The organism is Bacillus cereus group sp. BfR-BA-01522, assembly GCF_022662635.1.
GTDB lineage: Bacteria > Bacillota > Bacilli > Bacillales > Bacillaceae_G > Bacillus_A > Bacillus_A cytotoxicus.
Genome location: NZ_JAKUDY010000001.1, coordinates 148790 through 173523 on the forward strand (window position 1 = coordinate 148790; position 24734 = coordinate 173523).

Here is a 24734-nt window from a genome sequence, read left to right on the forward strand (position 1 = left end):
ATGTAACATAGAAGAGTATAAGAGACAGGTGAAATTCATGAATACAAGACAAAAAGAAATTTTGCTTCTGTTGTTATCTGAACCTAATGACTATTTATTAGTACAATACCTTGCAGAACAAGTAAATTGCTCCGAAAAAACAATTCGTAATGATTTTAAAGTAATTGAGGAATATCTGACGAATTATTCGAGTGCAGTTCTTGTAAAGAAACCGGGCTTAGGGGTTTACTTAGAGATTGAAGAATATGAAAAGGTAGATTTATTTAATAAACTTTATCGTATAAATAATTGTACAACGTATGAATCAGATGAAGAAAGAATCCTACGAATTGCTTATAACTTGTTAATGAATATAAAAGCAGTTACTGCACAGGATATGGCTTCTCAACATTTTGTAAGCCGGACTACTATAAAAAAAGATTTAGATAAAATTGAAAAGTGGTTACATCATTTTGACTTAACTGTCGTTTCAAAACAGCGAGTAGGATTGATTATTGAGGGGAATGAAAAAAACAAAAGGAAAGCGTTGGCTAGATTATCAGATTTAATTTGTAACTCTGAACTAACGAATCAATTTATTAAGGAACAATTTTCATATCATGAAGTTGAATTTGTTACAACTGAATTGAAAGCGCTCCAAAAACGATATGAATTGTTTTTTTCAGATGATGCATTTGAAGGATTATTAATACATACGTTGCTTATGGTACGGAGAATGAAACTGAAGCAACCCATTTTAACTTCTGAAGAGGAAATGAAAACAATGCAAGAAACTAAAGAATACAAATGGACATTAGAGTTTTTAAAACGATTAGAGAGTGTTTTCGCGGTTCATTTTACAGAAGAAGAAGCAACGTATTTAACAGCTCATATTTTGGGTGGGAAATTCCGTTATCAAGATAAAACAGGAGGAGGGGATAAACTTACTGAAAGTAATCCGATCCTTTCTAAGGTTGTAAAGCAACTAGTTCAATGCATGACACAGTCGTGTGAAATGGATTTCAGTAGGGACCAAATTTTAATCGAAGGATTAACTATTCATCTATACACCACATTGAACCGCTTGAACTATGATCTTTCTGTATCTAATCCTATGCTACATGATATAAAAAGAATGTATCCTTATATGTTTAATATGTTGATTCAGGTATTAGAAGAAATAAATAAATCTCTAAATCTATGTATTCCGGAAGAAGAAGCAGCATATCTCACTCTACACTTTGAAGCATCTGTTGAACGGTTAAATCATCAGGAAAAATCAAAAAATGTAATTATTGTCTGTCATCTAGGAATTGGTATGTCACAGCTGTTACGGACAAAAATTGAGCGGAAATTTCATCATGTCCATGTGATGGACTGTATTGCAAAAGCTGATTTACATGAATATTTAAAGAAACATCGCCAGGTGGATTTGGTTATTTCTACCGTTTTTCTCTCGGATTTAAATATTCCTCATATTGTAGTATCCCCATTATTAGAGGGAACGGAAGAAAAGAAACTAGGAGACTTCATAAAAGAATGCGATGAACCGAGTTATAAAAAACAAAAAGATTTTGTTATGCTTAATTATACATCTCCATTTTTAATATTTTTACAACAAGATGTACAACATCCATATGAATTAATTGAAAAGTTAGCATATGCTTTACATAGTAAAGGGTATGTAGACAAAGAGTATGCAGAAAATGCGATTGTAAGAGAGAAGATGTCGGCAACAACAATTGGAGCTGGGATTGCGATTCCTCACGGCAATCCTAAGTTTATTAAGGAGTCAGTCATTGCAATTGCTACATTAAAAGAACCGATTGATTGGGGGGCAGAGAAGGTATCACTTGTATTTATGCTAGCAGTTAAAAGTGATGGACAAGAGGTAACGAAACGATTGTTCTACGAGCTATCTTTAATAAGTGAGCAACCATACTTTGTTCAAAAGCTGACGAAAGAAACAAATGTAATGAAATTTTTATCCTATCTACATAATTAAACGAAAAGTGGAGGTCTAAATACTTCACTTTTTTGTTTGTTTAGGTAAAAGAGTTATTTTTCCGGAAGTTCCGGTAAAAAATGAAACTTTTATTATCATAATATTAATTTATATTATATGTAGGCGCTTACAAAGCAGTGTGAGGAGGACTAAAAATGAAACTGTTAGCGATAACATCGTGTCCGAATGGAATTGCCCATACTTATATGGCAGCAGAAAATTTGCAAAAAGCAGCAGATAAATTAGGGGTTCAAATGAAAATTGAAACCCAAGGTGGTATAGGGGTAGAAAATGAGCTGACTGAACAAGATATTCGAGAAGCAGACGGGATCATTATAGCTGCTGATAGAGCGGTAAATAAAGATAGATTCATAGGTAAAAAATTATTAGTTGTCGGAGTTCAAGATGGTATCCGTAAACCAGAGGAATTAATTCAGAAAGTAGCAAGTGGAGATGTACCCGTCTACCATTCACAATCGAAAACAGTAGCAAGTAATCAACAGGAAAGAAAGCAAAATCCGATATATCGTCATTTAATGAATGGTGTATCTTTTATGGTGCCATTTATTGTAGTTGGTGGATTATTAATTGCAATCGCATTGACGCTCGGTGGAGAAAAAACACCTGGAGGTTTAGTAATTCCAGAGGGATCTTTCTGGAAAGAAATTGAACAAATTGGCGGTGCATCATTTACATTTATGGTTCCAATATTAGCTGGATATATTGCATACAGTATAGCTGATAAACCTGGTCTTGTTCCTGGTATGATTGGTGGATATATTGCAGCAACAGGAAGCTTTTATGGAAGTGAAAGTGGCGCTGGTTTTCTTGGCGGAATTATCGCTGGTTTTCTAGCAGGTTATATAGTATTAGGAATTAAAAAAATAAAAGTCCCGAAGGCGATTCAACCTATTATGCCAATCATTATTATTCCAGTGTTTGCTACACTTGTAGTTGGTTTAGCATTTATATTTATTATAGGTGCTCCTGTCGCACAAGCTTTCGAGTTATTAACTGCTTGGCTGGCGGGTATGCAAGGATCGAGTTCAATTCTCTTAGCATTGATTTTAGGAGCAATGATTTCATTTGACATGGGTGGTCCAGTCAATAAGGTTGCATTCTTATTCGGTTCAGCAATGATTGGAGAAGGAAACTATGAAATTATGGGGCCAATTGCTGCAGCAATCTGTATTCCACCAATTGGAATGGGACTTGCTACGTTTATAGGAAAGAGAAAGTTTCAAGAGTCAGAAAGAGAAATGGGAAAGGCATCATTTACAATGGGACTCTTTGGTATTACTGAAGGAGCTATCCCATTTGCTGCACAAGATCCACTTCGTGTGATTCCAAGTATTATGGCTGGTTCAATGACAGGTGCTGTGATTGCGATGATTGGGCATGTAGGTGATAGAGTGGCACATGGTGGTCCAATTGTTGCAGTGTTAGGAGCAGTAGATAATGTATTTATGTTCTTTGTAGCTGTAATTGTTGGTTCTATTGTGACTGCACTTGTGGTAAACGTGTTGAAAAAAGATATTTCAAAAGCCGACATGTCAGAAGTAGTAGAAATAAAAGAAGTTTCAGCGACAAAAGAAATACCACAGGTACTACAAGAAACAGAAGTAGAAAGCAAACAAGTAGAAATAAAAAAATTAACAGATATTACAAGTTTAGAGTTAATTGAAACAGATTTAACAGGAGAAACACGAGATGACATCATTGATGAAATGATTCAAAAATTAAACCATATTGGTGTACTGCATTCAAAAGCAGAATTTAAACAAGCGATTATGAACCGTGAGAACGAAAGTACAACAGGAATTGGTATGAATATTGCGATTCCACACGGGAAATCAGCTGCTGTTAAGAAACCGAGTGTAGTATTTGGGATTAAACAATCGGGCATAGATTGGAAAAGCCTTGATGGAACGAAAGCGAAATTAATATTTATGATTGCAGTACCAAAAGAAAGTGAAGGAAATGAACATTTAAAAATCCTTCAAATACTTTCTCGGAAACTAATGGATGACAGTTATAGAGAGCGTTTATTATCCGTCCGAACAAAAGAAGAAGCATACAAACTATTAGATGAAATTGTATAGAATGGAGGAGTTTAATTATGACTGAACCATTATTTTTTGCACCTGTTTTTAAAGAAAGAATTTGGGGGGGAACCCATTTAACTTCTTTTGGATATGAGATTCCATCAAATCAAACTGGAGAGTGTTGGGCTTTTGCAGCGCATCAACATGGACAAAGTATTGTTAAGAACGGAAAGTATAAAGGGTTATCTTTAGGTGAATTGTGGGAAGAACATCGAGATTTATTTGGAAATGTGGAGGGAAAGCGTTTCCCTCTTCTTACAAAAATTTTGGATGCTAATCAAGGTTTATCTGTTCAAGTTCATCCAAATGATGAGTATGCCAATGTGCATGAAAACGGAGAATTGGGAAAGACAGAATGCTGGTATGTAATCGATTCCGAAGAAGACGCAGAAATTATTTATGGACATCATGCAAAAACAAAAGAAGAATTAGTGACTATGATTAAACAGAAAGAATGGAATCAACTGTTACATCGTGTGAAGGTGAACCCGGGAGATTTCTTCTATGTGCCAAGCGGAACTGTTCATGCAATTGGTAAAGGAATTTTAATACTAGAAACGCAGCAAAATTCTGATACAACCTATAGATTGTATGATTATGATAGAAAAGATTCAGAAGGGAACTTACGTGAACTTCATCTTGAAAAGAGTATTGAAGTAACTGAAACACCATGTATACAAAAGCAGTTATCGGTGAAACATGAAAAAATAGAAGATTTGAGTGTAACAAACTTTATTGAATGTCCGTATTTTTCAGTGGAAAAATGGGAGTTAGATGGATCAGCTAGTTTAAAACAAGAAAAACCCTTCCTTCTTGTTAGTGTAATCGAGGGGGAAGGGGAATTAATTAAAGAAGGCGAACACTTCTTCTTTAAAAAAGGAGATCATTTTCTATTACCTAGCTACTTTGGGGAATACAATTTGAGAGGTAACACTAACTGTATTGTTTCAAGTTTATAATATATTAAGTTAATTATCTATATATAAAATTATAAAATTATTGTTATTAAGTACGGTTCTAGTGCAAAGAATACCTATATTTGAAAGAGGTATATAGATTCTTAATGGAATTTTTATCGCGCAACTATTCTAAATAGTTGCGCGATAAACTTTAGTTGATTTTGGACAGGCTGATCCCGTAAAGTAAGTAGTCTTTTTTCATCATATGCATAGCTTCTATTTCAGAAAGAATGGATATAGCTGTTTCAAAGTATTTGAACTCTAGATAGAATGGATCCGTTTCTTTATAAAGCGAAGATCTTGTTTTACTATGTCTTTTGTTGTCTAAGTCGAGGATGTTTCCATCAAACAAAATGCTGTATATAGGTTCGTTATCATTATTACACATGTATATGTAGTATCGGAAAAGGGTGTTCCATAACTAAACTGTATCCTTTAAAATGGACAGTTTCATAAAAAGAACTTTAAAAATCAAGCACTTAAAAGATGATTCCGGTATTGTACCGGAATCATCTTTTTGAGTGTCCATTGATAACGGTCATAATGATAATCTTGCATATACTCGTCTATCACTTCTGGGTGACATTGTAATGTTTGACAACATTTATCATTTCATTCATCCTTCATATGACCGAAAAAGGATTCCATTGGAGCGTTATCTAAGCAGTTGCCTCTACGTGACATAGATTGTCTGAGCCCCATTTCTCTTACTCGCTTTTGGTATTCCGGATGAGTGTAATGAACACCTTGATCGGAATGAAGCAGGACTTCTGGATGAATGGTGCCTCCGAATCTAACTTTCCATTTTTTGAGTGTTTGATAGACGATCTCCATTTGTAAAGAGGGAGAGACGTGATAGGCTAAACTCTCTCGCATCTTACAATCTTTTACACACGATAAATATGCTTTTTTCCCTTTCTCATAAAATAAATACGTCATATCGGTTACCATCTTTTGTTCCGGTTGATTCTTTTCTAGTTGTTTCCTTACCTCACTGTAAATGATTATTCTTAAAGGTACAGTTTTGCTTGTATAAAGTTGTACAGAAATGCTTTAAATATCAGCAGAAATTGTGTGTTTCTAGAACTTGACTAACGCCTTTCGCTAACGCTTCAGTTGTTGGCACACATATATTGAAATGGCTTTGTTACACAAATCCTATTCAAGGATATGTATGAAAAAAGTAAAAAAACAATGTACAACAGATATTCCTGTACATATATTTTTGACGAAAATGGCTTAGTAGCTATATTTCACTTATACTTCCTCAATCATTTTAGAGCATATTTATTCAATCAAAAGTGTACATCTCAACACTAGCATTTATACCTCACTTCTATCGTTGTATCTATTATAACGAGGTTTGCTTATAAATATACACAAAAAAACCGAGTCATGGACTGTTTTTAGTGTTCACGATTCGGGGTACAGTTCGTAGAAGGAAATTAGTAAGTTTCATTTCCTACAAAGTATTCTGTTATCCGTATAAAAGGAAAATATACAATGGTGTATGATATAGAACTCGTTTTATAATAAATCGCCTTTATGAATCGGTCAATCTACTTCTGCCTAATTTTTATGATATGAGAACTTTATTGTAGGATAAATTTAAATTGTTCATATATTTTTCACAAAAACACCGTGTTTATAGTGATTAAAATCACAACGTTCCATCAAAAACTCTTTTACACTAACAGTAGTCAAGGAAACAGAGGAGTGAGATACAATGTTAAGTCAAAAAACAATTGAAATTGTAAAATCAACAGTACCATTATTACAAGAAAAAGGTGTTGATATCACGACACGCTTTTATCAAATTATGTTTGCGGAACACCCGGAGTTATTAAATATTTTTAATCATACAAACCAGAAAATAGGAAGACAACAACAAGCGTTAGCAAGTGCAGTGTGTGCGGCGGCTATGTATATTGATCACTTGGAAGCCATTATTCCTGTTGTCAAACAGATTGGTCATAAACATAGAAGCTTAGGAATTAAAGCTGAACATTATCCAATTGTAGGAAATTGTTTATTACAGGCAATTAAAGAGGTAGCAGGCGCACCGCAAGAAGTGTTGGATGCTTGGGGCGAAGCGTATGGTGTAATTGCTGATGCATTTATTCGTATCGAGGCGGAAATGTATGAAGAAGCAGCAAAAAAAGAAGGCGGCTGGAAAGAGTTACGTAACTTTATTGTTGTGAAAAAAGAGAAAGAGAGCGACGTTATTACATCGTTTTACTTAAAACCAGAAGACGGTGGAGAACTATCAATGTTTTTACCTGGTCAGTATGTAACGGTTCAAATTCGTATAGAAGGAGAAACGTATATACATAATCGCCAGTATAGTTTATCGGATGCTCCTGGAAAAGAGTATTATCGTATTAGTGTAAAACGTGAAACAAGTGCAGAAGCACCGGATGGGAAAGTTTCGAATTATTTACACGACCATGTTCACGAAGGAGATATTTTGCCACTCAGTGCACCAGCTGGAGACTTTGTATTAAATATAGATTCAAACTTACCGGTTGTATTAATAAGCGGTGGTGTAGGAATTACGCCTATGATGAGTATGTTTAATACGTTAACTGAGAGAGAAATGGACCGCGATGTATACTTTATTCATGCAGCGTTAAATAGTAAAGTCCATGCAATGAAAGAGCATGTCCAAAAGGTAGCAGAAAGTAAAGAAAGAGTGAAAGTATATACTTGTTATTCAGCACCAACAAAGCAAGATGTACAAGCGGAAAATTTTGAGAAAGAAGGACTTATTGATTTAGCTTGGTTACAATCTATTATTCCTTCAAATGAAGCGGAATTTTATTTCTGTGGTCCAGTACCATTTATGAAACATATCAATGCAGTGTTACTAGAGTGGGGAGTTCCAGCTGATCGTATTCACTATGAGTTCTTTGGACCAGCAGTTAGCTTACAATAAAGAGAATTTACCAAATCAAAAACGAGGTTATTTCACCTCGTTTTTGATTTGATCTCGTAATAAACGATTTACGGTTTCACGTCGCACACCAATGAGTTGACCAATTTCAGTTTGCGTTAATATTTCATAAATCGGAATGCCACCTAAATATAATGAAAACCATTGTTGTAACCGATGAAGGCGCTCCCTTGGCGAGACCGTTGTTAATTGATCAATTCGCTGTTGCATCATTCGTAATTTCGTTTGTAACTGTAGTGCAACGTTAGCATATAATTCTGGATTTTTTCGCAGCTTATCATACCATTCTTGACTCATAATAGGTTCAATTTCAGTTTTCATTAAAGCGATGGCTGTTCCGTGGTATTCTTTAGGTGAAATTAAAGAATGATGAGGAATTGTCTCACCTGGAACAATAATATTAAATAAAAATGGTGTTCCATCTTCTTGTAATCGAACCACTTTTAATAGACCTGTTTTCACAAAGTATAAGGGTCCTTCTTCACCTTGACGGAATAATAGCTCTCCTTTATGTAAAATCAATGTTAGCACCTCATTTAAATATTCCTATGTATTTTATTTTAATCGATATAGTCGAATTTGTGTTTATAATATGCATGTATATGTTCATTCGTTTTTTCATACTTATTTTTTTCGACATGGAGCGAAAGTAGAAGACATGATAAACCATGCTTTTTCTATTTTGTATCCATGTTGTAATTGTATTGACGAAATATATGCTATTACAGTAGTATACTATTTAGTGTGTAATCGTACGAACCATGAATATGCTGTAGGGGGTTTAGTATATTGTTAGATCCGAAAATGACTGATATGAAAATACCAGCTAATGCAATCATACATGTGGAAGAGATGAAAGGCGGAGTCGTTCTATCCGTTGTAATAGATGGTCAAATCATTTATACAATGGCTTACGATGAGAAAACTGATAGTTATGCTGAACTATATGATCGAAATGACAAACGAGCGTGCCAAGTACATGAAGATTTTATGGGATGGTCACTCCTTCATTAAAAAGATGTCGATATGACATCTTTTTTATATAATAGATAGACTATACAAAGGAATGCAATAAAGAGATTTAATCTGTAATAATTGATTTTGCATTGTTAGTGCTTTGTAACGATAAGATAGCTGTTTTTTCGCTATGATAAGGGTAAGCAGTTATAAGGAGTGATTCACTTGAGAAAAATGTATATATCAAATTTCATGTTGCTGTGTATGTGCATTGTCCTATGTATTGTGTTAGGTGTCTTTTTCTATTCGTGTGTATAAAAAAACGCATTCTAAGGAGAACGCGTTATAGGAATGAAGTAATAATCAACCTTGCCCCAAGGATTATTAATGTAATGCGTAATAAGTTAATGATTGCATTGCCACTTAACTTTGTATTAATATAAGCCCCGATTTTCCCTCCAATCCAAGCACCTGGAATTAAGATTAATGCATAAATCCAACTTACATTACCAAGGGAGATGTGAGTGAAAGAACTTACTATTGCTGATAATAAAACGATAAACATGGAAGTTGCAACAGCGATTTGAGCTGGAAAAGCAAACAACAGCATCATAGCAGGAACGAGTAAAGCTCCTCCGCCAATGCCGAATAGTCCAGATATGAAACCGACTATAAATGCGATAAGGATAGAAAGAAATGGCGGAAACTGATAATAAGCAGTATTTCCCTCAGTATCCGTGAAAGAACGCTTAATAACCGTTGCATTTGATAAGGAAAGAGGTTTCAGCTTATCGCGTAACATAAGAAGAATCGATACGCAAATAAGAAAGATTCCAAAGTATAAAGAGAAAGTATCTTGATTTAAAAATTTGTTTGCCCACGATCCAATGATGCCACCAGGGCCACTACCAATAAATAAAATAAGCCCACTTTTATAATCTACTCGTTTATGCTTCACATAAGCAAGCGTAGAAGAAAGGCCTGTGAAAACAACAGTTACAATGGAAGTCCCTACTGCGATTTGGGGCGATAAGCTATGTAGTCCAATCAGTAAAGGAACAACGATAATTCCTCCTCCTAGCCCTACAAGACTTCCAATTGTTCCTGCAATTAATCCAATAAAAAGTAGCATGATATATTCCAAAATTGCCAACTCCTCTATATAACAAGTCCAACATTCATTATACACACTTTTTGATAAGAAATAAGACTGTTCACAAAAAAGTCGCCTTCCTGGAAAAAATAAGGAAGGCGACTTTTGATTAAAAAATGAAATGTAATGCGTAATAGAATAAAGCTGCTAAAGAAGCGGAAATTGGGAGTGTAATGACCCAAGTAATTAACATTCTTTGGGCAGTTCCCCATTTTACACCTTTTACACGATGTGATGCTCCTACCCCTAAAATAGAGGAAGAGATGACATGTGTTGTACTAACTGGCAAGTGAATAAATGTTGCACCGAAAATAACAAGAGATGATGATAAATCGGCAGCTACCCCATTTACAGGGCGGATTTTCATAATTTGTCCACCGACAGTTTTGATAATTTTCCACCCGCCAATAGAAGTACCAAGTCCCATTGCGAGAGCACATGAGAATTGAACCCAGAATGGAATATCTTCAGAACTATGGAGGTTGTTTGTCATCAGTGCCATTGTAATAATACCCATTGCTTTTTGCGCATCATTTGTACCATGTGTATAAGCTTGTAAAGCTGCGGTTCCAACTTGGAATAAACGGAAATTTTGGTTTGTTTTTGTTAAGTTGAAATTTTTAAAAGCGACTTTAAAAATACTGTATACAATAAATCCAATTACAAATGCAACAATCGGTGAAATAATTAATGATTCGATGATTTTAATAAATCCTTTAAAGTTAATGGATGCTACACCAGCAGCAGCAATTGCAGCACCCGCGATTGCACCAATAATTGCATGCGAAGAACTACTTGGGATTCCATAGTACCAAGTAATTAAGTTCCACGCGATCGCAGCAAGTAAAGCGGCTAAAATAACTTCTGAACCGTGTTCTAATGCAAACGGATCAACGATATCTTTTGTAATTGTTTTTGCTACACCAGTAAATGTCATTGCACCTAAAAAATTCATAATAGCTGCCATAATAATCGCTTGTCGTGGCTTCAAAGCTTTTGTAGAAACAGCTGTTGCAATGGCGTTCGCTGTATCATGGAATCCGTTAATAAAGTCGAAAGCTAAAGCACAAATGACTATTAAAACAGTTAAAATCAAGACTGTATCCATGATCAAACTCCTTATGCGTTCTTCATAATAATTGTTTCTAACACGTTTGCTACGCTTTGGCAGCTATCAGCTACTTCTTCTAATTCTTCATAAATTTCTTTGAACTGAATGATCTTAATAGGATCTTTTTCACGAGAGAATAGATGCTTAATGGCATGACGACGAATATCGTCACATTGTGATTCGTAATCTTTAATCTTAATCGCGTTTGTACGAATGTCAAGCAGTTTCTTATTAGACATTAATTCTACAGAAGCAGCAATCTCGATTGCACATTGATTAATTGCTTCAACGAATTTAATCATGTATTCATCAGCTTCTGTGATAGAGTACATTTCAAATAAACCAGCACTGTGATCTAATCCGTCTAATACATCGTCCATGCTCATTGCCAGTTGTAAAATGTCTTCACGTTCAATTGGAGTGATAAACGCTTTGTTTAGCTCCATAATGATTTCGTGAATAAATGAGTCACCCTTTGACTCGTATTCTTTCATGCGCATAGAAAATTCTTTGAGATCACTAGCGTTCTTAATTTTATATTCCACAAAGAACTTAGCGCCTTCTTTTAAATTTTCAGAAACGTTCATTAACATTTCAGAAAATTTATCTTTTTTAGATTTAAAAACCATTATTGTTACCCCCACCGAAAAGTAATATATGTAAAATATATTGGCTAATCAATTCTAACAAAAAACTGTCGTTTTTTAAAACATTTTATCGAAAAGTTTACAAAAACTTAACATAACTTATCTTGATGCATTAATAATATTAGTAATCAACTGTGAATATCTTACTTGTAGAATGTCCTTTTCTTGTAAAAAGTATGAATGTAAAAGAAATACTTTACACCTAAGAATGGATTACGATATTATAATGAATTTAAAAGGAGGGAGTTTCTTCCTTTTAATACAAGAGTGTAAAGGAATGAAGGAAGTGGATAAATGAAATTGGACAACACTCATTTTAAGAACGTGCTTGAGTGGTTCAACAAGAGAAAGAAACTGCGCAATACATTATTGATTTTAGGTGGTTTATTCATAACTCTCTTTGTTGCAATAAATATAATGATATCCATTCAAGACATATCAGCATTAAAACAAGCAGTTCCACAACCAACACTTATTTATGATGCAAATAATGAAGTGGCAGCTAAGTTATCGTCTTCTAAAACAGAAGGAATTAAAAGAAAAGACATACCTGATATTATGGTTCAAGCCATAATATCAGTAGAAGACAAACATTTTTATAACCATCATGGAATTTATTATAGTGGAATTTTGAATGCTATATTAAAGAATGTTACTGCGGGTGAAGTCATTGCGGGAGGGAGTACAATCACGCAACAGCTTGCGAAAAATGTATTTTTAACACAAGAACGAACATTTTCAAGGAAATTTAAAGAATATTTTTTAACGAAAAAAATAGAGCGCACATATACGAAAGATGAAATTATTGAGATGTATATGAATCAAATTTATTTTGGTGAAGGCGCTTGGGGGATAAGGAAAGCTGCTAAATCATATTTTGATAAAGAAGTGAAAGACTTAACGATAGCAGAGGCTGCTACCATAGCTGGTCTTATTAAGGCTCCGTCTACTTACTCCCCCTATAAAAATTTCAATAAATCCATTGAAAGACGGAATATTGTGCTAGCTTTAATGAAGGAGCAAGGGTATATTTCGGAGGAACAATATAGCAAAGAAAAAGAAAAAGGACTTGTGCTACGCCGAGGTGTAGATGATAAATATAAAGGGAAATACTCACAATATGTAGATTATATTGTAAGAGAAGCAATGGAGAAATATGATTTAACCCAAAATGAAATTTTAGCTGGTGGTTATCACATTTATACCGAACTTGATCCTAAAAAACAGCAAGCGGTAGAAGATGTTGTTAATAATAATAGGTATTTTAAAGATCGTAGCTCAGATCAATTACTTCAAACAGGCATTGTACTGATGAACCCGAAAACAGGTGGTGTTCCGGCACTAGTTGGTAGCAGGGGACCATATCAATTTTTACAATTTAATCATGCGACGCAATTAAAGCGTCAACCAGGATCAACGTTAAAGCCGTTTGCAGTGTACGTACCAGCCTTAGAAGAAGGGTATGAAGTATATGATATATTGAAGGATGAACCACTGCATATAAAAGAATATGCACCTCAAAACAGCGATCATATTTTTCATGGGGATGTGACGATGTACGAAGCGATTGCAAAGTCGTATAACGTATCAGCTGTTTGGCTATTGAAACAAATCGGTTTAGAAAAAGGGCTGAAATCGTTAGAGCGTTTTGGTATTCCGTTGCAAGAAGAAGATCGTACGTATCCTATCGCACTCGGTGGAATGCATACAGGGACTTCCCCATTTGTTATGGCTCAAGCGTATGCGACATTTGCTAATAATGGAGTGCAGGTAGAGGGACATGCAATTCGCGAAATAAAAAATACTGAAGGCGAAACAGTAGGGAAATGGTATAAAAAAGAAACACGTATAACAACCGAAAAAGTTGCCCAAAAGATGACATATTTATTAAAGGGTGTTGTTGAAAAAGGAACGGGTGAAAAAGCAAAGCTGAAAAATATTGATACAGCAGGAAAAACAGGAACAACTCAAATTGTAGGTGGTCCAAGCAGCGGGGCAAAAGATTCATGGTTTGTAGGGTATACCCCAGACTTAGTAGGAGCAATTTGGGTTGGATATGATAAGACAGACCATGAGCATTATGTGCCAAGTGGCAGTCATATTACAACAACGATGTTTCGGGATATTATGAACAAAGTAGGAGAAAAAGCATCTCAAAAAGCATTCCAGTTATCCTTAATACCGGAGGCTGAATATACAAAACAGTTACAAACAATTGAAGAAGAAAAAAGAAGGAAAGAAGAGGAGAAAAGAAGAAAAGAGGAAGAACAGCAAAGAAAGGAACAACAGAAAGAATGGATTGATAAGGTAAAAGAGTGGATTCCATTTTTTTGAAAAGAGGCGATGGAAACGTTCGCCTCTCTTTTTATGGCATGTGGATGTTTATATTTGCTGCAGTTGATGATGTATAAATAATCGAAATGGTTCCTTTACGAATCGGTTCATAAGGTAGATCTTCTTCATATTGTCCGTTGTTTTTATTGTGGATGGATAGAGTCATTTCATGTAGTCCTTGATTTTGATAACGCTGTTGGAGTTCACTTGCAATTTGAGCGAAGTCTTGATAAGTGGAAGCTTCTGTAATGAGCATTCCCTTTATCACTCTTTTTTCTTTATGAGGGGAAGACGAAAGAGGTATCAGAGTTTGTTTTGCATGTACGAGCTCGTATGGAGCGGTAGCGCGGTTTTCAGCTGCGTTTGATGTTATGGTATAAATCAAAGTAAACAAGAGTCCTGAACATAAAAAAATACAAAATATGAGGACGATCCCAAAGTGTTTTGACAATAAAACTTTCATTTTCATCCCTCTTTCATGTCATTTGTCTTCATTACTTATCATACAAAATTAGCATTAAGATAGCGTAAATTTGAAGTAAAGAAACGTAAAAGAGGGATGTATAAAAGAAAGAGCCATGTTATCACGAAGGAAAGAACATCTTGTGACAACATGGTTCTTATCATTTCTTATATTTCATGTTTTTTGGGGGATAACGGAATAGAAATAAAAAAGGTTGTACCATTTGAATCACTAGCAACCTTTAAGGTACCAGCATGATTTTGAATAATTTTTTTCGTAACAGATAATCCAAGACCAGTTCCATCATCTTTCGTAGAAAAGAATGGATCAAATATATAATCTTGAATTGCTGGAGGAATACCAATTCCATTGTCTTGAAATGTAATGCGTACAAAATTTTCTAGACGATGACTTGTAATTTTAATAGATAGAGGCTTATCGCTCTTTGCATCAACAGCATTTTGAAATAAGTTTAGAAAAACTTGAACAAGTTCATGCCGATCAATCGGAACAAGTACATCTTCCAATTCAGAAGATAGATTATATTCGATAGAGATATTATGTAAAAACGCTTCGCTAGCAAGCAATTGCTGAATATATTCACGTAAAAAATTGTTGATAGGAAATGGTTCCCGTTTAAATTCGTGAGCTTTTGAAATCGATAAAAATTTTGTAATAATACTATTTGCACGATCTAATTCAGGAATTAGTAAGTTTTTAAAAAGTTCTTTATGAACAGGTGAAACATTTTCTTGTAAAAATTGTAAATATCCTCGTACTGTTGTAAGTGGATTGCGAACTTCATGTGCAATTCCAGCAGCAATTCGCCCAGATAAGGCGAGCTTTTCTGCATCACGTTCTGTATTCAAATAATGAAAAACACTAATCACGCGGAAAATTTCACCATTTTGATCACGAATAATACGATTGTTACAAATACCATAATTTTTATCTAATATTTCTTCATTATAGTTCTCTTTTCCCGTTTTTAATGTTTCTAGTGCTTTTATTTTTTCTGGTGGCAATTGTAATAAGTCTTGAATGGGTTTTCCAATTATAGCGCTTCTTACTACACCGAAATCATCAGCAGCAGCTCGATTACATAGTGTAATGATTCCGTTTTTATCAATAAAAGTCACATGATGAGAAAAAGCATCGAAAATATGAATGAAGTGCTTTTCTAGTTGTTCAAATAGAAATAAAGAATCACAAGTAAGTTCAAAAATTGGTTCTTTGTCTTCCTTTGGAATATGCTGGATAGAATACGCCTTCCCCTTCTTCTGCATCTGTAAGCCGAGCTGAGAATTTTTATATGTAAAATGATGTGGCAAGTGATTCAATAGTTGCTCATAAAAACGAACTTTATTTTCTAGCTCTTTTATTTGATTTTCCTGAGATAAAATAGTATCCTCTTGAAGCATAAGTAAATAACCCCTCAATTTAAAAATTCTTCCATATAGTATATCATATTTTGACAGAGAAACTAGTTTCATTTGATGAAAGACAAGGAAAGGAGGAGCATAAATGATTTCTATTGGATTAACAGGATGGGGAGATCATGACTCTTTATATACAGATTCCTACGAAAATAGAAATAAATTACGAACATATAGTGAGTATTTTCCTATTGTGGAAGTCGATAGTTCATTTTATGCGATGCAACCTGCTCGCAATTATACAAAATGGGCAGGAGAAACGCCGAAAGATTTTTCGTTTGTTGTAAAAGCATATCAAGGAATGACTGGGCATATGCAGGGAGAAATCCCATTTGCAACAATTGAAGAGATGTTTGAAGTATTCAAACAATCCATTCTACCTCTTCAAGAGGTAAATAAATTACAGGCGATATTATTCCAATATCCACCATGGTTCGATTGTCAGAAGAAAAATGTAGAATTGCTGCGTTATACAAAGGAGAAAATGGAAGGGTTTCCATGTGCCATAGAGTTTAGAAATCAAACGTGGTTTCGCCCTCATATGCATGATAAAACATTACAATTTCTAGAACAAGAGAATTGGATTCATACAATTTGTGATGAACCACAAGCGGGTATTGGTTCCGTTCCGCTTGTATTAGAAGCAACTCATTCTGACATGGCACTGATCCGTTTTCATGGACGAAATGTTCATGGCTGGCTCGATAAGAGCGAAAATTGGAGGGCAGTTCGCTGTTTATATCGCTATAATAGGCAAGAGTTGGCGGAATGGGTAGACCGATTAAAACAGTTGCAGAAGAAAACAAAAAACATATATGTGCTATTTAATAATAATTCAGGTGGGGATGCAGCTGATAATGCAAAACAATTGATGGAAATGATGAATATTACATACGGGGAGCCAAAGCCAGAGCAGCTGAATTTATTTGAATAAGTAGAAGCTGATTGTTCTTGATGTATGTAGAAAAAAAAAGAAAAGCACTGTACAAACAGGGGGAATGTACAGTGCTTTTCTATATGAAAAAGAGGGGTAACAATGTTACTGAGCGTTTGGTTGATTCATCAATTGTTGGCTTCATAATAAATGATAATGGTTATCATTATCATTGTCAATGGTTTTCAAAAATAAAATAAAAAATTTATATATATTTGAGAGGAAACGTCCTCCCTCTACTTTTACATTCGTTCAGAAAAAAGAGGAACTATAAACTTTTCGTAATGCCCTTAGGAAGATGACTTCGCTTCGATTTTTTTGAAGAAAAGGATGCTCTTATTTAAAATAATAAAAAACAGCATTAACGCTGTTCTTTTTCTATAACATATTGTTGTAAATCAAAAGGAGTTATTTTTTGAACAAACTCCTTGGAGATAAGTGTACTGTCTGAAATAGTAGCACCTGTTTTCTTTTGATACACTTGTTTTAATAAATCGAGTTTTTCAGCAATATCTTTTGGCAATTCAATTGTTAATGTGCTCATCATTTTCCCCCTTATTGTTAGAGTACCGCTATAATACTAGGAGAAACAAGAAAAGAGACTGTGAAACATAAAAAAGGTTACCAGCAATTAATTGTTGGTAACCTTTTTTATGTATAAGAACAATATCTACTTTATGCAATACCGATATATTTTAAAGTTTTTGATGGGGTACTATGGTCAAAGAAGTGTTGTAAAAATGCGATATCAACACCAGATTTATATGCACAATATCCCCAAGTTTTTCGAAGTGTATGTGAGCTAATCCCTTCTAAACCAACTTCTTTTGCTGCTTTATTTAAAATATACCATGCATGCTGCCTTGTAATAGATTTTGTTCCTTTTTGAGACTTTAATAATGGTTCATTTCGTTTCCATGATTTACGTTCTTTCATATACTCTTCAATTGCGTGCTGTAAGTCTTCATTTACAGCGAACCATTTATGTTTTTTCACTTTTTCATTGTAAAATAAAATGGAATGACGAACAGTGTCATTTTCATCGATGACATCTCCAACTTTTAATTGTAAGATTTCACTTACTTTTAGGCCAGAGTTAACTGCTAATACGAATAATAGGCCATCACGTTTTGAAGATTGTAAAAGTATATTTTTGATTTTTTCTAATTGTTTCTCGTTTTGAATAGGTTGTCCTGCTTGTTTCATTTTATGCACTCTCCTCTTTTATATGTGTAAAGGAAAGGATTAACTTGGTTACTACTATAAAGGGAGAGTGTGAATTCCATGTGAACTCCTCGTGAAATTAAGACAAATTATTTGACTTCTTTTACTTTTTGTAAATCAAAATAAAAAACAACCCCGTTGTCGATATTATATACACCGTAATTAGCATGGTGTAATTCTAAAATATTTTTGACAATAGATAGACCAAGTCCAGTTCCACCAGTATGGCGGCTTCGTGAAGCATCTAAACGGTAGAAGCGATCCCATATTTTTTGTAAGCTTTCATCTGGAATTGGGTTACCGTTATTTTCAATTTCAACTTTTACTTTCTCTTCTCCATCTATCACACGAATACAAATATGCTTTGTATCAGGAGTATAACGGATGGCATTACTTAGTAAATTCACAACAACTTGTTCAATACGATTTCGATTTGCTTTAACGTATATAGAACAATCTATATCCATTTCTACCTGTAAATGTTTTTCTTCCATACTAAATAGTAACTTTGTATATACTTGCTGAATAAGATCCCCAATTGAAAAAGTCGTCATTTCTAATTTATAGGTACCAGACTCTAGTTTGGCTAGTTCTAACATTTCGACAATTAATCGATTCATATTTTCTGTTTCTTCTAAAATGACGTCCGTATAGTACGTTGTATCTTTACTAACACCGTCTTTAATTCCTTCTGCAAAACTTCTAATCACACTGAGTGGTGTTTTTAATTCGTGAGATACGCCAGAAATAAATTCTTTTCTTGTTCGTTCTAATTGTCGTTCTCTTTCAATATCTTGTTGTAATTTTGTATTTGCAATATTTAGGCGATCAATACGGTCTTTTAAATTAACCGATAGCGTATTAATACTACTAGATAGACTGCCAATTTCATCGTCTGCTGAAATTGGTAATTTTTCAGTGAAATCAAAGTTAGCCATTTTTTTTGTGACTCGATTCATTTTAATAAGCGGTTTTACAATGATTTTTGAATAATAAAAGGATAATAAAATAATAACAAAAAATACGATGATAAGTGCATACACGTAGTAATCTTTTAAAACAAGCATCGCTTCATTAACAGGTTGCAACGAAGTCATGGCGAAAACAAATTCTTTAATATGTCCACTTTCTACAATAGGTTGTACGAAAATTTGACTTTTACTGTCATCATCGTCACCTACTGGATAAGTAGTAAGTTCATTTGCGTTCGCATTATCAGGACTTGATGCAAAGTTCCATTGTTGAATGGCATACAATGTTTCTATATTATTTGCAAGGCGAATTTCATTTTTAGACGGAAGGTGAATTTGAGAAATAACACCTTCAAATGTACGAATCGTATATTTTGACTGTCCTTCTGTGTACTTGTTTTTTGGAGTAATCAATGGCCCAATGTCAGCTAAGAGATTATCATTTCGCCATACATTATAATTGGTTCTAATTTTAGTAGGGAATATTGAATTTTGTCTTACAATCCCCTGAACTTGGATAGGATCGTTTACCTTCAACTGTAAATTTATAAATTTATTATATTCATCAATTGTTAAAATATTGTTAAGAGGAATCATAAGCTGTTTATTAGATAAACGATCAACGATTTCAATATAGTAATTATTTTCACTTTTTATGCTTCCATCTGAACCTAATAAGACAATATCGGAATTGGTTTTATCATGAAACTCTTGTTTTAGTTTTCTTACTTCTTCAAATGTACCATCACTTTTTTCGTAACTTGTCACAAATTTTTCAAAGGCCGTTTGAACTGTTTTTATTTTTTTATCAATATAAAATTTTTCTAAATATAAAGATTGTCCAATGAAAAAGAGGAGAAAAGTAATCGTAAATAGTGCCGCTGTTAATAAAAAAAGTTTAAAGACAATGCTTCTTTTTTTCACTTCTTCACCTCAGTATATGCATATAAATATTTTCTTTATTATAACAAACGATAGTAGTAAGTAAAAATTGAAAATCTGTCTCTGTTTAGAAAAGTTTTTTGTAAAAAGTCATATACTCGTATGAATGGTTTTCTAAATATATTTATATATCATAGCGTGTTTTAGTACATTTTTTATGAGTAGTAACGTTCTTACTTTCAAATGTAGCAAAGAAAGAAGTTATCCTGAAATATGAAAAAAGAACTCGCCAGACGTATGACGAGTTCTTTTACGCTATTATTGTTGGATTGCTGCTTCTAAAGCAATTTCAATCATTTCGTTAAATGTAGTTTGACGCTCTTCTGCAGTTGTTTCTTCTCCCGTAAAAATATGGTCACTTACTGTTAATACAGATAGGGCATTTACACCATATTTTGCTGCCAATGTATAAAGTGCAGTTGTTTCCATTTCTACTGCTAATACACCGTAATCACCAAGTTTTTTCACCATATCCATGCTCTCGCGGTAGAATACATCTGCTGTTAATACATTCCCAACACGAATATGAAGTCCTTTTTCTGTTCCTGCATCATATGCTTTCTTTAAAAGATCAAAGTTTGCAGCTGGTGCAAAATCGAAACCAGGGAATGTTAAACGATTAATATTAGAATCTGTACATGCTGTCATTGCAATAATCACATCGCGTACTTTAACATCTTTTTGAATGGCCCCACAAGTTCCTACACGAATTAAATTTTTTACTCCATAGCTTTGGATTAATTCGTTAACGTAAATGGAAATAGAAGGTACCCCCATGCCTGTTCCTTGAACAGAAACACGTTTCCCTTTATATGTTCCAGTGAACCCTAGCATACCACGCACATTATTATAGCAAGTTACATCTTCTAAAAATGTTTCCGCGATATATTTTGCGCGTAATGGATCGCCAGGTAATAAAATAGACTCAGCAATTTCCCCTTGTTTCGCTTCAATATGAACGCTCATAAAATAACCTCCTTCATTATGTATGAATACAAATCAATATCATCTGCATTATACACTAGTAATACTACTAATTTAAATCTTTTTCTTACTTTTAGTAAAATAGAAGGATTTCATAAATGGTTATATAGAATACATAAAAAAGAGAGATGGAGTAACGAAATAAGAACCCGAATTGGTAAAAAATGCGGTGGGTGATTTGATGAAAAATCTTGGGATTGCATTTGTAGCTTTATTCTTGCTTGTTGCTGGAGGTTTTTACATAAAGAAATATCAAGGAATAGCAGAAACAACTGCCATGATTCAAGAAGTGAAATGGGATATAAAGAAAGGAAAAGAAAATAAAAAAGTAGATCTTGCATTTCAGTTGTTTAACAAAAAGAGCAATGCGATTCGAGGGGTAAATGATCAACTTCGAGCAGTTGTTGTAGATGAGAATTTAGGAGAGATACAGGAGGTAAAACCTATCTTTATCGGTAGTGGATCCTATAAAATAACGCAAAAGATAGAGAAAAGTAAGGAATATACAGTTTTTTTATATGAAGACCATAATAAAACGGAATCATCCTTTTCTAAGAAAAACTTTGGAGAAAAAAATAAGAACAAGCCAAAAGGTTTGGTAGGAGATACCATTTTAACAAAGAAGATTGGTGACCACCAAGTTTCGCTTTTATTTGGTGCTCTACATCCAAATGAAGCAGCTACATTAACGTTTCAGTTTCAAGCTAAAAAAGGGGAGAAGCTGAAAATAGGCTCTCATCGGGGAGTAAAAAGTACACTTTCCATTGTTGATGAAGAGAGAGAACATTTTATATATGGAGTACCTTTTCATGTGGAAGAACAATTGCAGTATCGTATAACATTTCCACAAGAAGGAACATATAAAATATGGGGGACGTTTTATTTAAATGATAAAAAATATAAACAGGAGTTTATTGTTCAAGTACAAAAGCGAAAAAACAGCTAATCATTAGCTGCTTTTTCGCTTTCCTATTAACTTTGTTACAGCAAGCATTGTAACGGGTAATGAATGGTTTTTCCTAAATGCTAAATATTTTCCGCTCCAAACTGGTTTATATTTTTCTTTAAAATGTCGTAACCCGCTAAAACTATATGTATAACGTACATTGTTAAAAATAGCAGCGGCAACTCGTTCAGACCAAAATGATTGAGCAGACAATCCAACATTAGAAAGAGGTGCCATACCAATATTAAAGGAATGATAATCGTTTTCTTTCGCCCACTGGAATAGATGAATAAAGATTGCATCCATAATTCCGCTCGGTGCGTCAGGATAATAGCGCATTAAATCTACAGAAAGGATACCGCTTTGGTAAACAGGCATAAATGTAGTAAAGGCGATTATTTTGCCTTCTGCATCTGATAAAGTAGCGATTGGAGCACGATTGATATACTCTCTATCAAAATATCCAAGCGAAAAGCTTTTCTCTTTTTTTCCGCCAAGCCATGCGTCCGATACTTTTTTTAGCTCTTCATATAACGCATCTGAAAATGGAGGTTGGTGAATCGAGAACGTGTAACCTTCTCGTTCAAAACGGTTAAAAGTAGCGCGTAATCCAGCACGTTTCTTTCCGGAAATCGTAAATGTATTTAGGTCTACAACAGCTTCCTCACCAAGTTTAAAGAAGTTATAGCCAAAGTCATGATATAAACTCATCCATCTACTTTCAATTTGATAAAAAACGCAAATATAGCCAAATCGATCAGCTTCTATTAGAAATTCTTGCAGTACTGTCCGAAAGGAAGTAGGATCACCAATTGGATCGCCGAGTACGACTAACCGTTTTCCTGTGATAGAAAATAAAAGAAGTGCTTTTCCATCACTGCTGAAGAAGAATTGTTTATCTCCTAAAAAGCCTAGATGGCTTAATACGTTTCCACCATATTGGTCTAAAAAATTTTGCAAACGTTTATCGTTTGCTGGTTGCCCAGGAAATTCATTGCGGTAACGGTTGGCAATGAGCGAACCGATAAGTAAAAAAGTTGGCACAAAGAACGCAGCTGCAAGTGCACTTCGTTTTACTTGTGTAATATTACGAACGACAAAATCAGGTTTAAATGCATCTTTTGCTTCTGCAAATACAACTCCTAAGTTCTTGTACAAATATAAAATAATGAATAAAAATATAAATAGTTTTATGATATCTGAGAAAGATACTTCCATTCTCTCACGTACAAACCTTTTTCGGAGCATGTATAGAACAGCAAGTACAATTAGTAAAATGAAAGTTTCTTCAATATCAATCCCTTTTAACGTATTAAAAATAGCAGCACCAATTAATGAGACGATGGTCATATAGTAAGACCGTTTTGTTCCATAGTAAATCCCTCTTGATAAAATAAAAAGAAGGATACCAAATGTGAGTGATAAGCTAAAAGAAAATTGAATGAGATGTTTTGGTGCTAAAATATGTAATGCATGTGCTCGGTCTATACTCGTCGGTAAAATCGTTGACAAAATAACCATTAAACCAGCAAAAGCTGTTAGCGCTGCTGAGGCCCAAGATCCTAATTTTCCGATGAAATCGCGCTGTAATGTCCAAAGAACCCCCGTTGTTTCTAAAGCGGGTGCGATAAATGGTTTGTCTTCCATTTTTTTTAGAGCAGCCCCTGTCATTTCAAAAGCAGCAAATATAAGGCCGAGGCAAAACGGTAAAATATAGTATACAAGTCTGTATAGTAACATGGCAGGTAATAAAACGCCTGTATCAATCCCGTATTGTCCTAAACCACTCAAAAATACAAGGTCAAATGAACCAAGACCACCTGGGACAAGACTGATAACCCCAGCTAAAGCAGCAATTACATATACCCCTAAAAATTTACGGAAATCGATGTGAATTCCAAATAGCATCAAAATCACATACATAACAATTCCAGCAGAAAGCCATTCCACTAAAGAAACAAGTGAATAGAGAACGGTTGGATTTTTTTCTTCTTCTTGTCCATCTACATTTTGTTTTTTTCTATTTTTTAGTTTTGAAAAACCAATATATAGAGGAACAAAAAGAGCGAAGAAGATGAGAACGGGCCATAGCCAAGGGTTTTCATGCAAAATAAACTGTGTATCCAATATTCCAATAAGACCAAGAAATGAGAGAAGCGCTAATCCATTAATAAAAGCAGTTGTCATCCAAGCAATGCTTTTAATCAGCTTTCCATTTTCATTTATGTAAGGACGATATAATATCGTACGTACACCAGCTCCAACTAGACCACCAAAGCCAAGAAATCCATTTAAAGTGTTAGCAGTCCAAGAAACACGAAAGATTTTTTTGACAGGTATATCTGTTTTCAAGTGCCGGAGCATAACGAAGTCATAAAAGAACATTGTTGATACAGCTAATGCACCAAGTGTAATCGCTAAAAAGACCCCTCCCGTTGGGATGTTTTTAATTGTTTCGATTGCGTCGCGAAATGAAATCCCCGCTAGTTCTTTCCGTGCTTGAAAGAAAACAATTGTCAGTACAACAAACGGGAAAATAAATTTTCCAATTTGTAATAAACGTTTCCATGAAAACGACATAAATACAACTCTCCTTGTTTAAGAAAACTGAGACAACAATATACTTTATTA

The 24734-nt window shown here is 34.3% G+C and carries 20 protein-coding genes and 1 pseudogene; 8 read left to right on the forward strand and 13 right to left on the reverse strand.

From position 1 onward, the window contains the following. Positions 1 to 37 precede the first annotated feature (37 nt). The 3 genes from MR059_RS00775 (at position 38) to manA (ending at position 5048) form a co-directional block, all read left to right on the forward strand. Positions 38 to 1984 carry a BglG family transcription antiterminator gene (locus MR059_RS00775; protein WP_011984246.1) on the forward strand — a complete coding sequence of 649 codons (1947 nt, stop codon included), beginning with the start codon at positions 38 to 40 and terminating at the stop codon, positions 1982 to 1984. A gap of 155 nt (positions 1985 to 2139) precedes the next feature. Next, positions 2140 to 4086: a PTS fructose transporter subunit IIABC gene (locus MR059_RS00780; protein WP_011984247.1), complete on the forward strand. Its 1947-nt coding sequence runs from the start codon at positions 2140 to 2142 to the stop codon at positions 4084 to 4086. 14 nt (positions 4087 to 4100) lie between these two features. Next, positions 4101 to 5048 (forward strand): mannose-6-phosphate isomerase, class I, encoded by a 948-nt coding sequence (gene manA, locus MR059_RS00785; RefSeq protein WP_373367227.1) that lies wholly within the window; start codon positions 4101 to 4103, stop codon positions 5046 to 5048. A 471-nt stretch (positions 5049 to 5519) separates the two neighbouring features. Here the strand turns inward: manA and MR059_RS22120 are convergent. Continuing rightward, positions 5520 to 5639 (reverse strand): annotated as a pseudogene (locus MR059_RS22120) (IS3 family transposase); the annotation flags it as partial. Positions 5640 to 5660: 21 nt separating this feature from the next. Then, the gene (locus MR059_RS00790; RefSeq protein ID WP_308806024.1) at positions 5661 to 6098 is read right to left on the reverse strand and encodes a DDE-type integrase/transposase/recombinase; all 438 of its coding nucleotides are present in this window, start codon (positions 6096 to 6098) and stop codon (positions 5661 to 5663) included. 676 nt (positions 6099 to 6774) lie between these two features. Here MR059_RS00790 and hmpA point away from each other — a divergent pair. Further along, positions 6775 to 7983, forward strand: a complete 1209-nt coding sequence (gene hmpA, locus MR059_RS00795) for an NO-inducible flavohemoprotein (RefSeq protein WP_011984249.1) — start codon at positions 6775 to 6777, stop codon at positions 7981 to 7983. Positions 7984 to 8010: 27 nt separating this feature from the next. Here the strand turns inward: hmpA and MR059_RS00800 are convergent, their stop codons facing one another. Next, complete coding sequence (locus MR059_RS00800) at positions 8011 to 8523, reverse strand: Crp/Fnr family transcriptional regulator (RefSeq protein WP_011984250.1); 513 nt, start codon at positions 8521 to 8523, stop codon at positions 8011 to 8013. A 267-nt stretch (positions 8524 to 8790) separates the two neighbouring features. Here MR059_RS00800 and MR059_RS00805 point away from each other — a divergent pair, with 267 nt between their 5' ends. After that, the gene (locus tag MR059_RS00805; protein ID WP_011984251.1) at positions 8791 to 9015 is read left to right on the forward strand and encodes a hypothetical protein; all 225 of its coding nucleotides are present in this window, start codon (positions 8791 to 8793) and stop codon (positions 9013 to 9015) included. A 286-nt stretch (positions 9016 to 9301) separates the two neighbouring features. On the opposite strand, the gene MR059_RS00810 is transcribed toward MR059_RS00805, so the two are convergent. From MR059_RS00810 to MR059_RS00820, 3 genes are all read right to left on the reverse strand, one after another. After that, positions 9302 to 10102: a sulfite exporter TauE/SafE family protein gene (locus tag MR059_RS00810; RefSeq protein WP_011984252.1), complete on the reverse strand. Its 801-nt coding sequence runs from the start codon at positions 10100 to 10102 to the stop codon at positions 9302 to 9304. Between the two features lie 118 nt (positions 10103 to 10220). Then, the gene (locus MR059_RS00815; protein ID WP_011984253.1) at positions 10221 to 11219 is read right to left on the reverse strand and encodes an inorganic phosphate transporter; all 999 of its coding nucleotides are present in this window, start codon (positions 11217 to 11219) and stop codon (positions 10221 to 10223) included. A gap of 11 nt (positions 11220 to 11230) precedes the next feature. After that, on the reverse strand, positions 11231 to 11851 hold the full coding sequence (locus MR059_RS00820; protein ID WP_011984254.1) for a DUF47 domain-containing protein: 621 nt from the start codon (positions 11849 to 11851) through the stop codon (positions 11231 to 11233). Between the two features lie 312 nt (positions 11852 to 12163). On the opposite strand from MR059_RS00820, the gene MR059_RS00825 reads away from it, so the two are divergent. Further along, a complete protein-coding gene (locus tag MR059_RS00825) occupies positions 12164 to 14203 on the forward strand; it encodes a transglycosylase domain-containing protein (RefSeq protein WP_011984255.1) in 2040 nt (679 codons plus the stop codon). 31 nt (positions 14204 to 14234) lie between these two features. On the opposite strand, the gene MR059_RS00830 is transcribed toward MR059_RS00825, so the two are convergent. Next, a complete protein-coding gene (locus MR059_RS00830) occupies positions 14235 to 14666 on the reverse strand; it encodes a hypothetical protein (RefSeq protein ID WP_011984256.1) in 432 nt (143 codons plus the stop codon). Positions 14667 to 14833: 167 nt separating this feature from the next. Next, positions 14834 to 16087 carry an ATP-binding protein gene (locus MR059_RS00835; protein WP_011984257.1) on the reverse strand — a complete coding sequence of 418 codons (1254 nt, stop codon included), beginning with the start codon at positions 16085 to 16087 and terminating at the stop codon, positions 14834 to 14836. 103 nt (positions 16088 to 16190) lie between these two features. Here MR059_RS00835 and MR059_RS00840 point away from each other — a divergent pair, with 103 nt between their 5' ends. Beyond that, positions 16191 to 17036 (forward strand): DUF72 domain-containing protein, encoded by an 846-nt coding sequence (locus tag MR059_RS00840; protein WP_011984258.1) that lies wholly within the window; start codon positions 16191 to 16193, stop codon positions 17034 to 17036. 361 nt (positions 17037 to 17397) lie between these two features. Here MR059_RS00840 and MR059_RS00845 read toward each other — a convergent pair whose 3' ends face one another. The 4 genes from MR059_RS00845 to deoD all read right to left on the reverse strand — a co-directional run bounded on the left by MR059_RS00845 (position 17398) and on the right by deoD (position 21139). Continuing rightward, positions 17398 to 17580, reverse strand: a complete 183-nt coding sequence (locus MR059_RS00845; RefSeq protein ID WP_011984259.1) for a DUF3924 family protein — start codon at positions 17578 to 17580, stop codon at positions 17398 to 17400. 131 nt (positions 17581 to 17711) lie between these two features. Then, on the reverse strand, positions 17712 to 18242 hold the full coding sequence (locus MR059_RS00850; RefSeq protein WP_011984260.1) for a tyrosine-type recombinase/integrase: 531 nt from the start codon (positions 18240 to 18242) through the stop codon (positions 17712 to 17714). A gap of 107 nt (positions 18243 to 18349) precedes the next feature. Continuing rightward, positions 18350 to 20155 (reverse strand): sensor histidine kinase, encoded by a 1806-nt coding sequence (locus MR059_RS00855; RefSeq protein WP_011984261.1) that lies wholly within the window; start codon positions 20153 to 20155, stop codon positions 18350 to 18352. Between the two features lie 276 nt (positions 20156 to 20431). Beyond that, positions 20432 to 21139 carry a purine-nucleoside phosphorylase gene (deoD, locus tag MR059_RS00860; RefSeq protein WP_011984262.1) on the reverse strand — a complete coding sequence of 236 codons (708 nt, stop codon included), beginning with the start codon at positions 21137 to 21139 and terminating at the stop codon, positions 20432 to 20434. Between the two features lie 199 nt (positions 21140 to 21338). Here deoD and MR059_RS00865 point away from each other — a divergent pair, with 199 nt between their 5' ends. Next, complete coding sequence (locus MR059_RS00865) at positions 21339 to 22103, forward strand: hypothetical protein (protein WP_011984263.1); 765 nt, start codon at positions 21339 to 21341, stop codon at positions 22101 to 22103. Between the two features lie 3 nt (positions 22104 to 22106). On the opposite strand, the gene mprF is transcribed toward MR059_RS00865, so the two are convergent. Then, entirely contained in the window at positions 22107 to 24683 is a 2577-nt protein-coding gene (mprF, locus tag MR059_RS00870) for a bifunctional lysylphosphatidylglycerol flippase/synthetase MprF (protein ID WP_011984264.1), read from the reverse strand. Positions 24684 to 24734 lie beyond the last annotated feature (51 nt).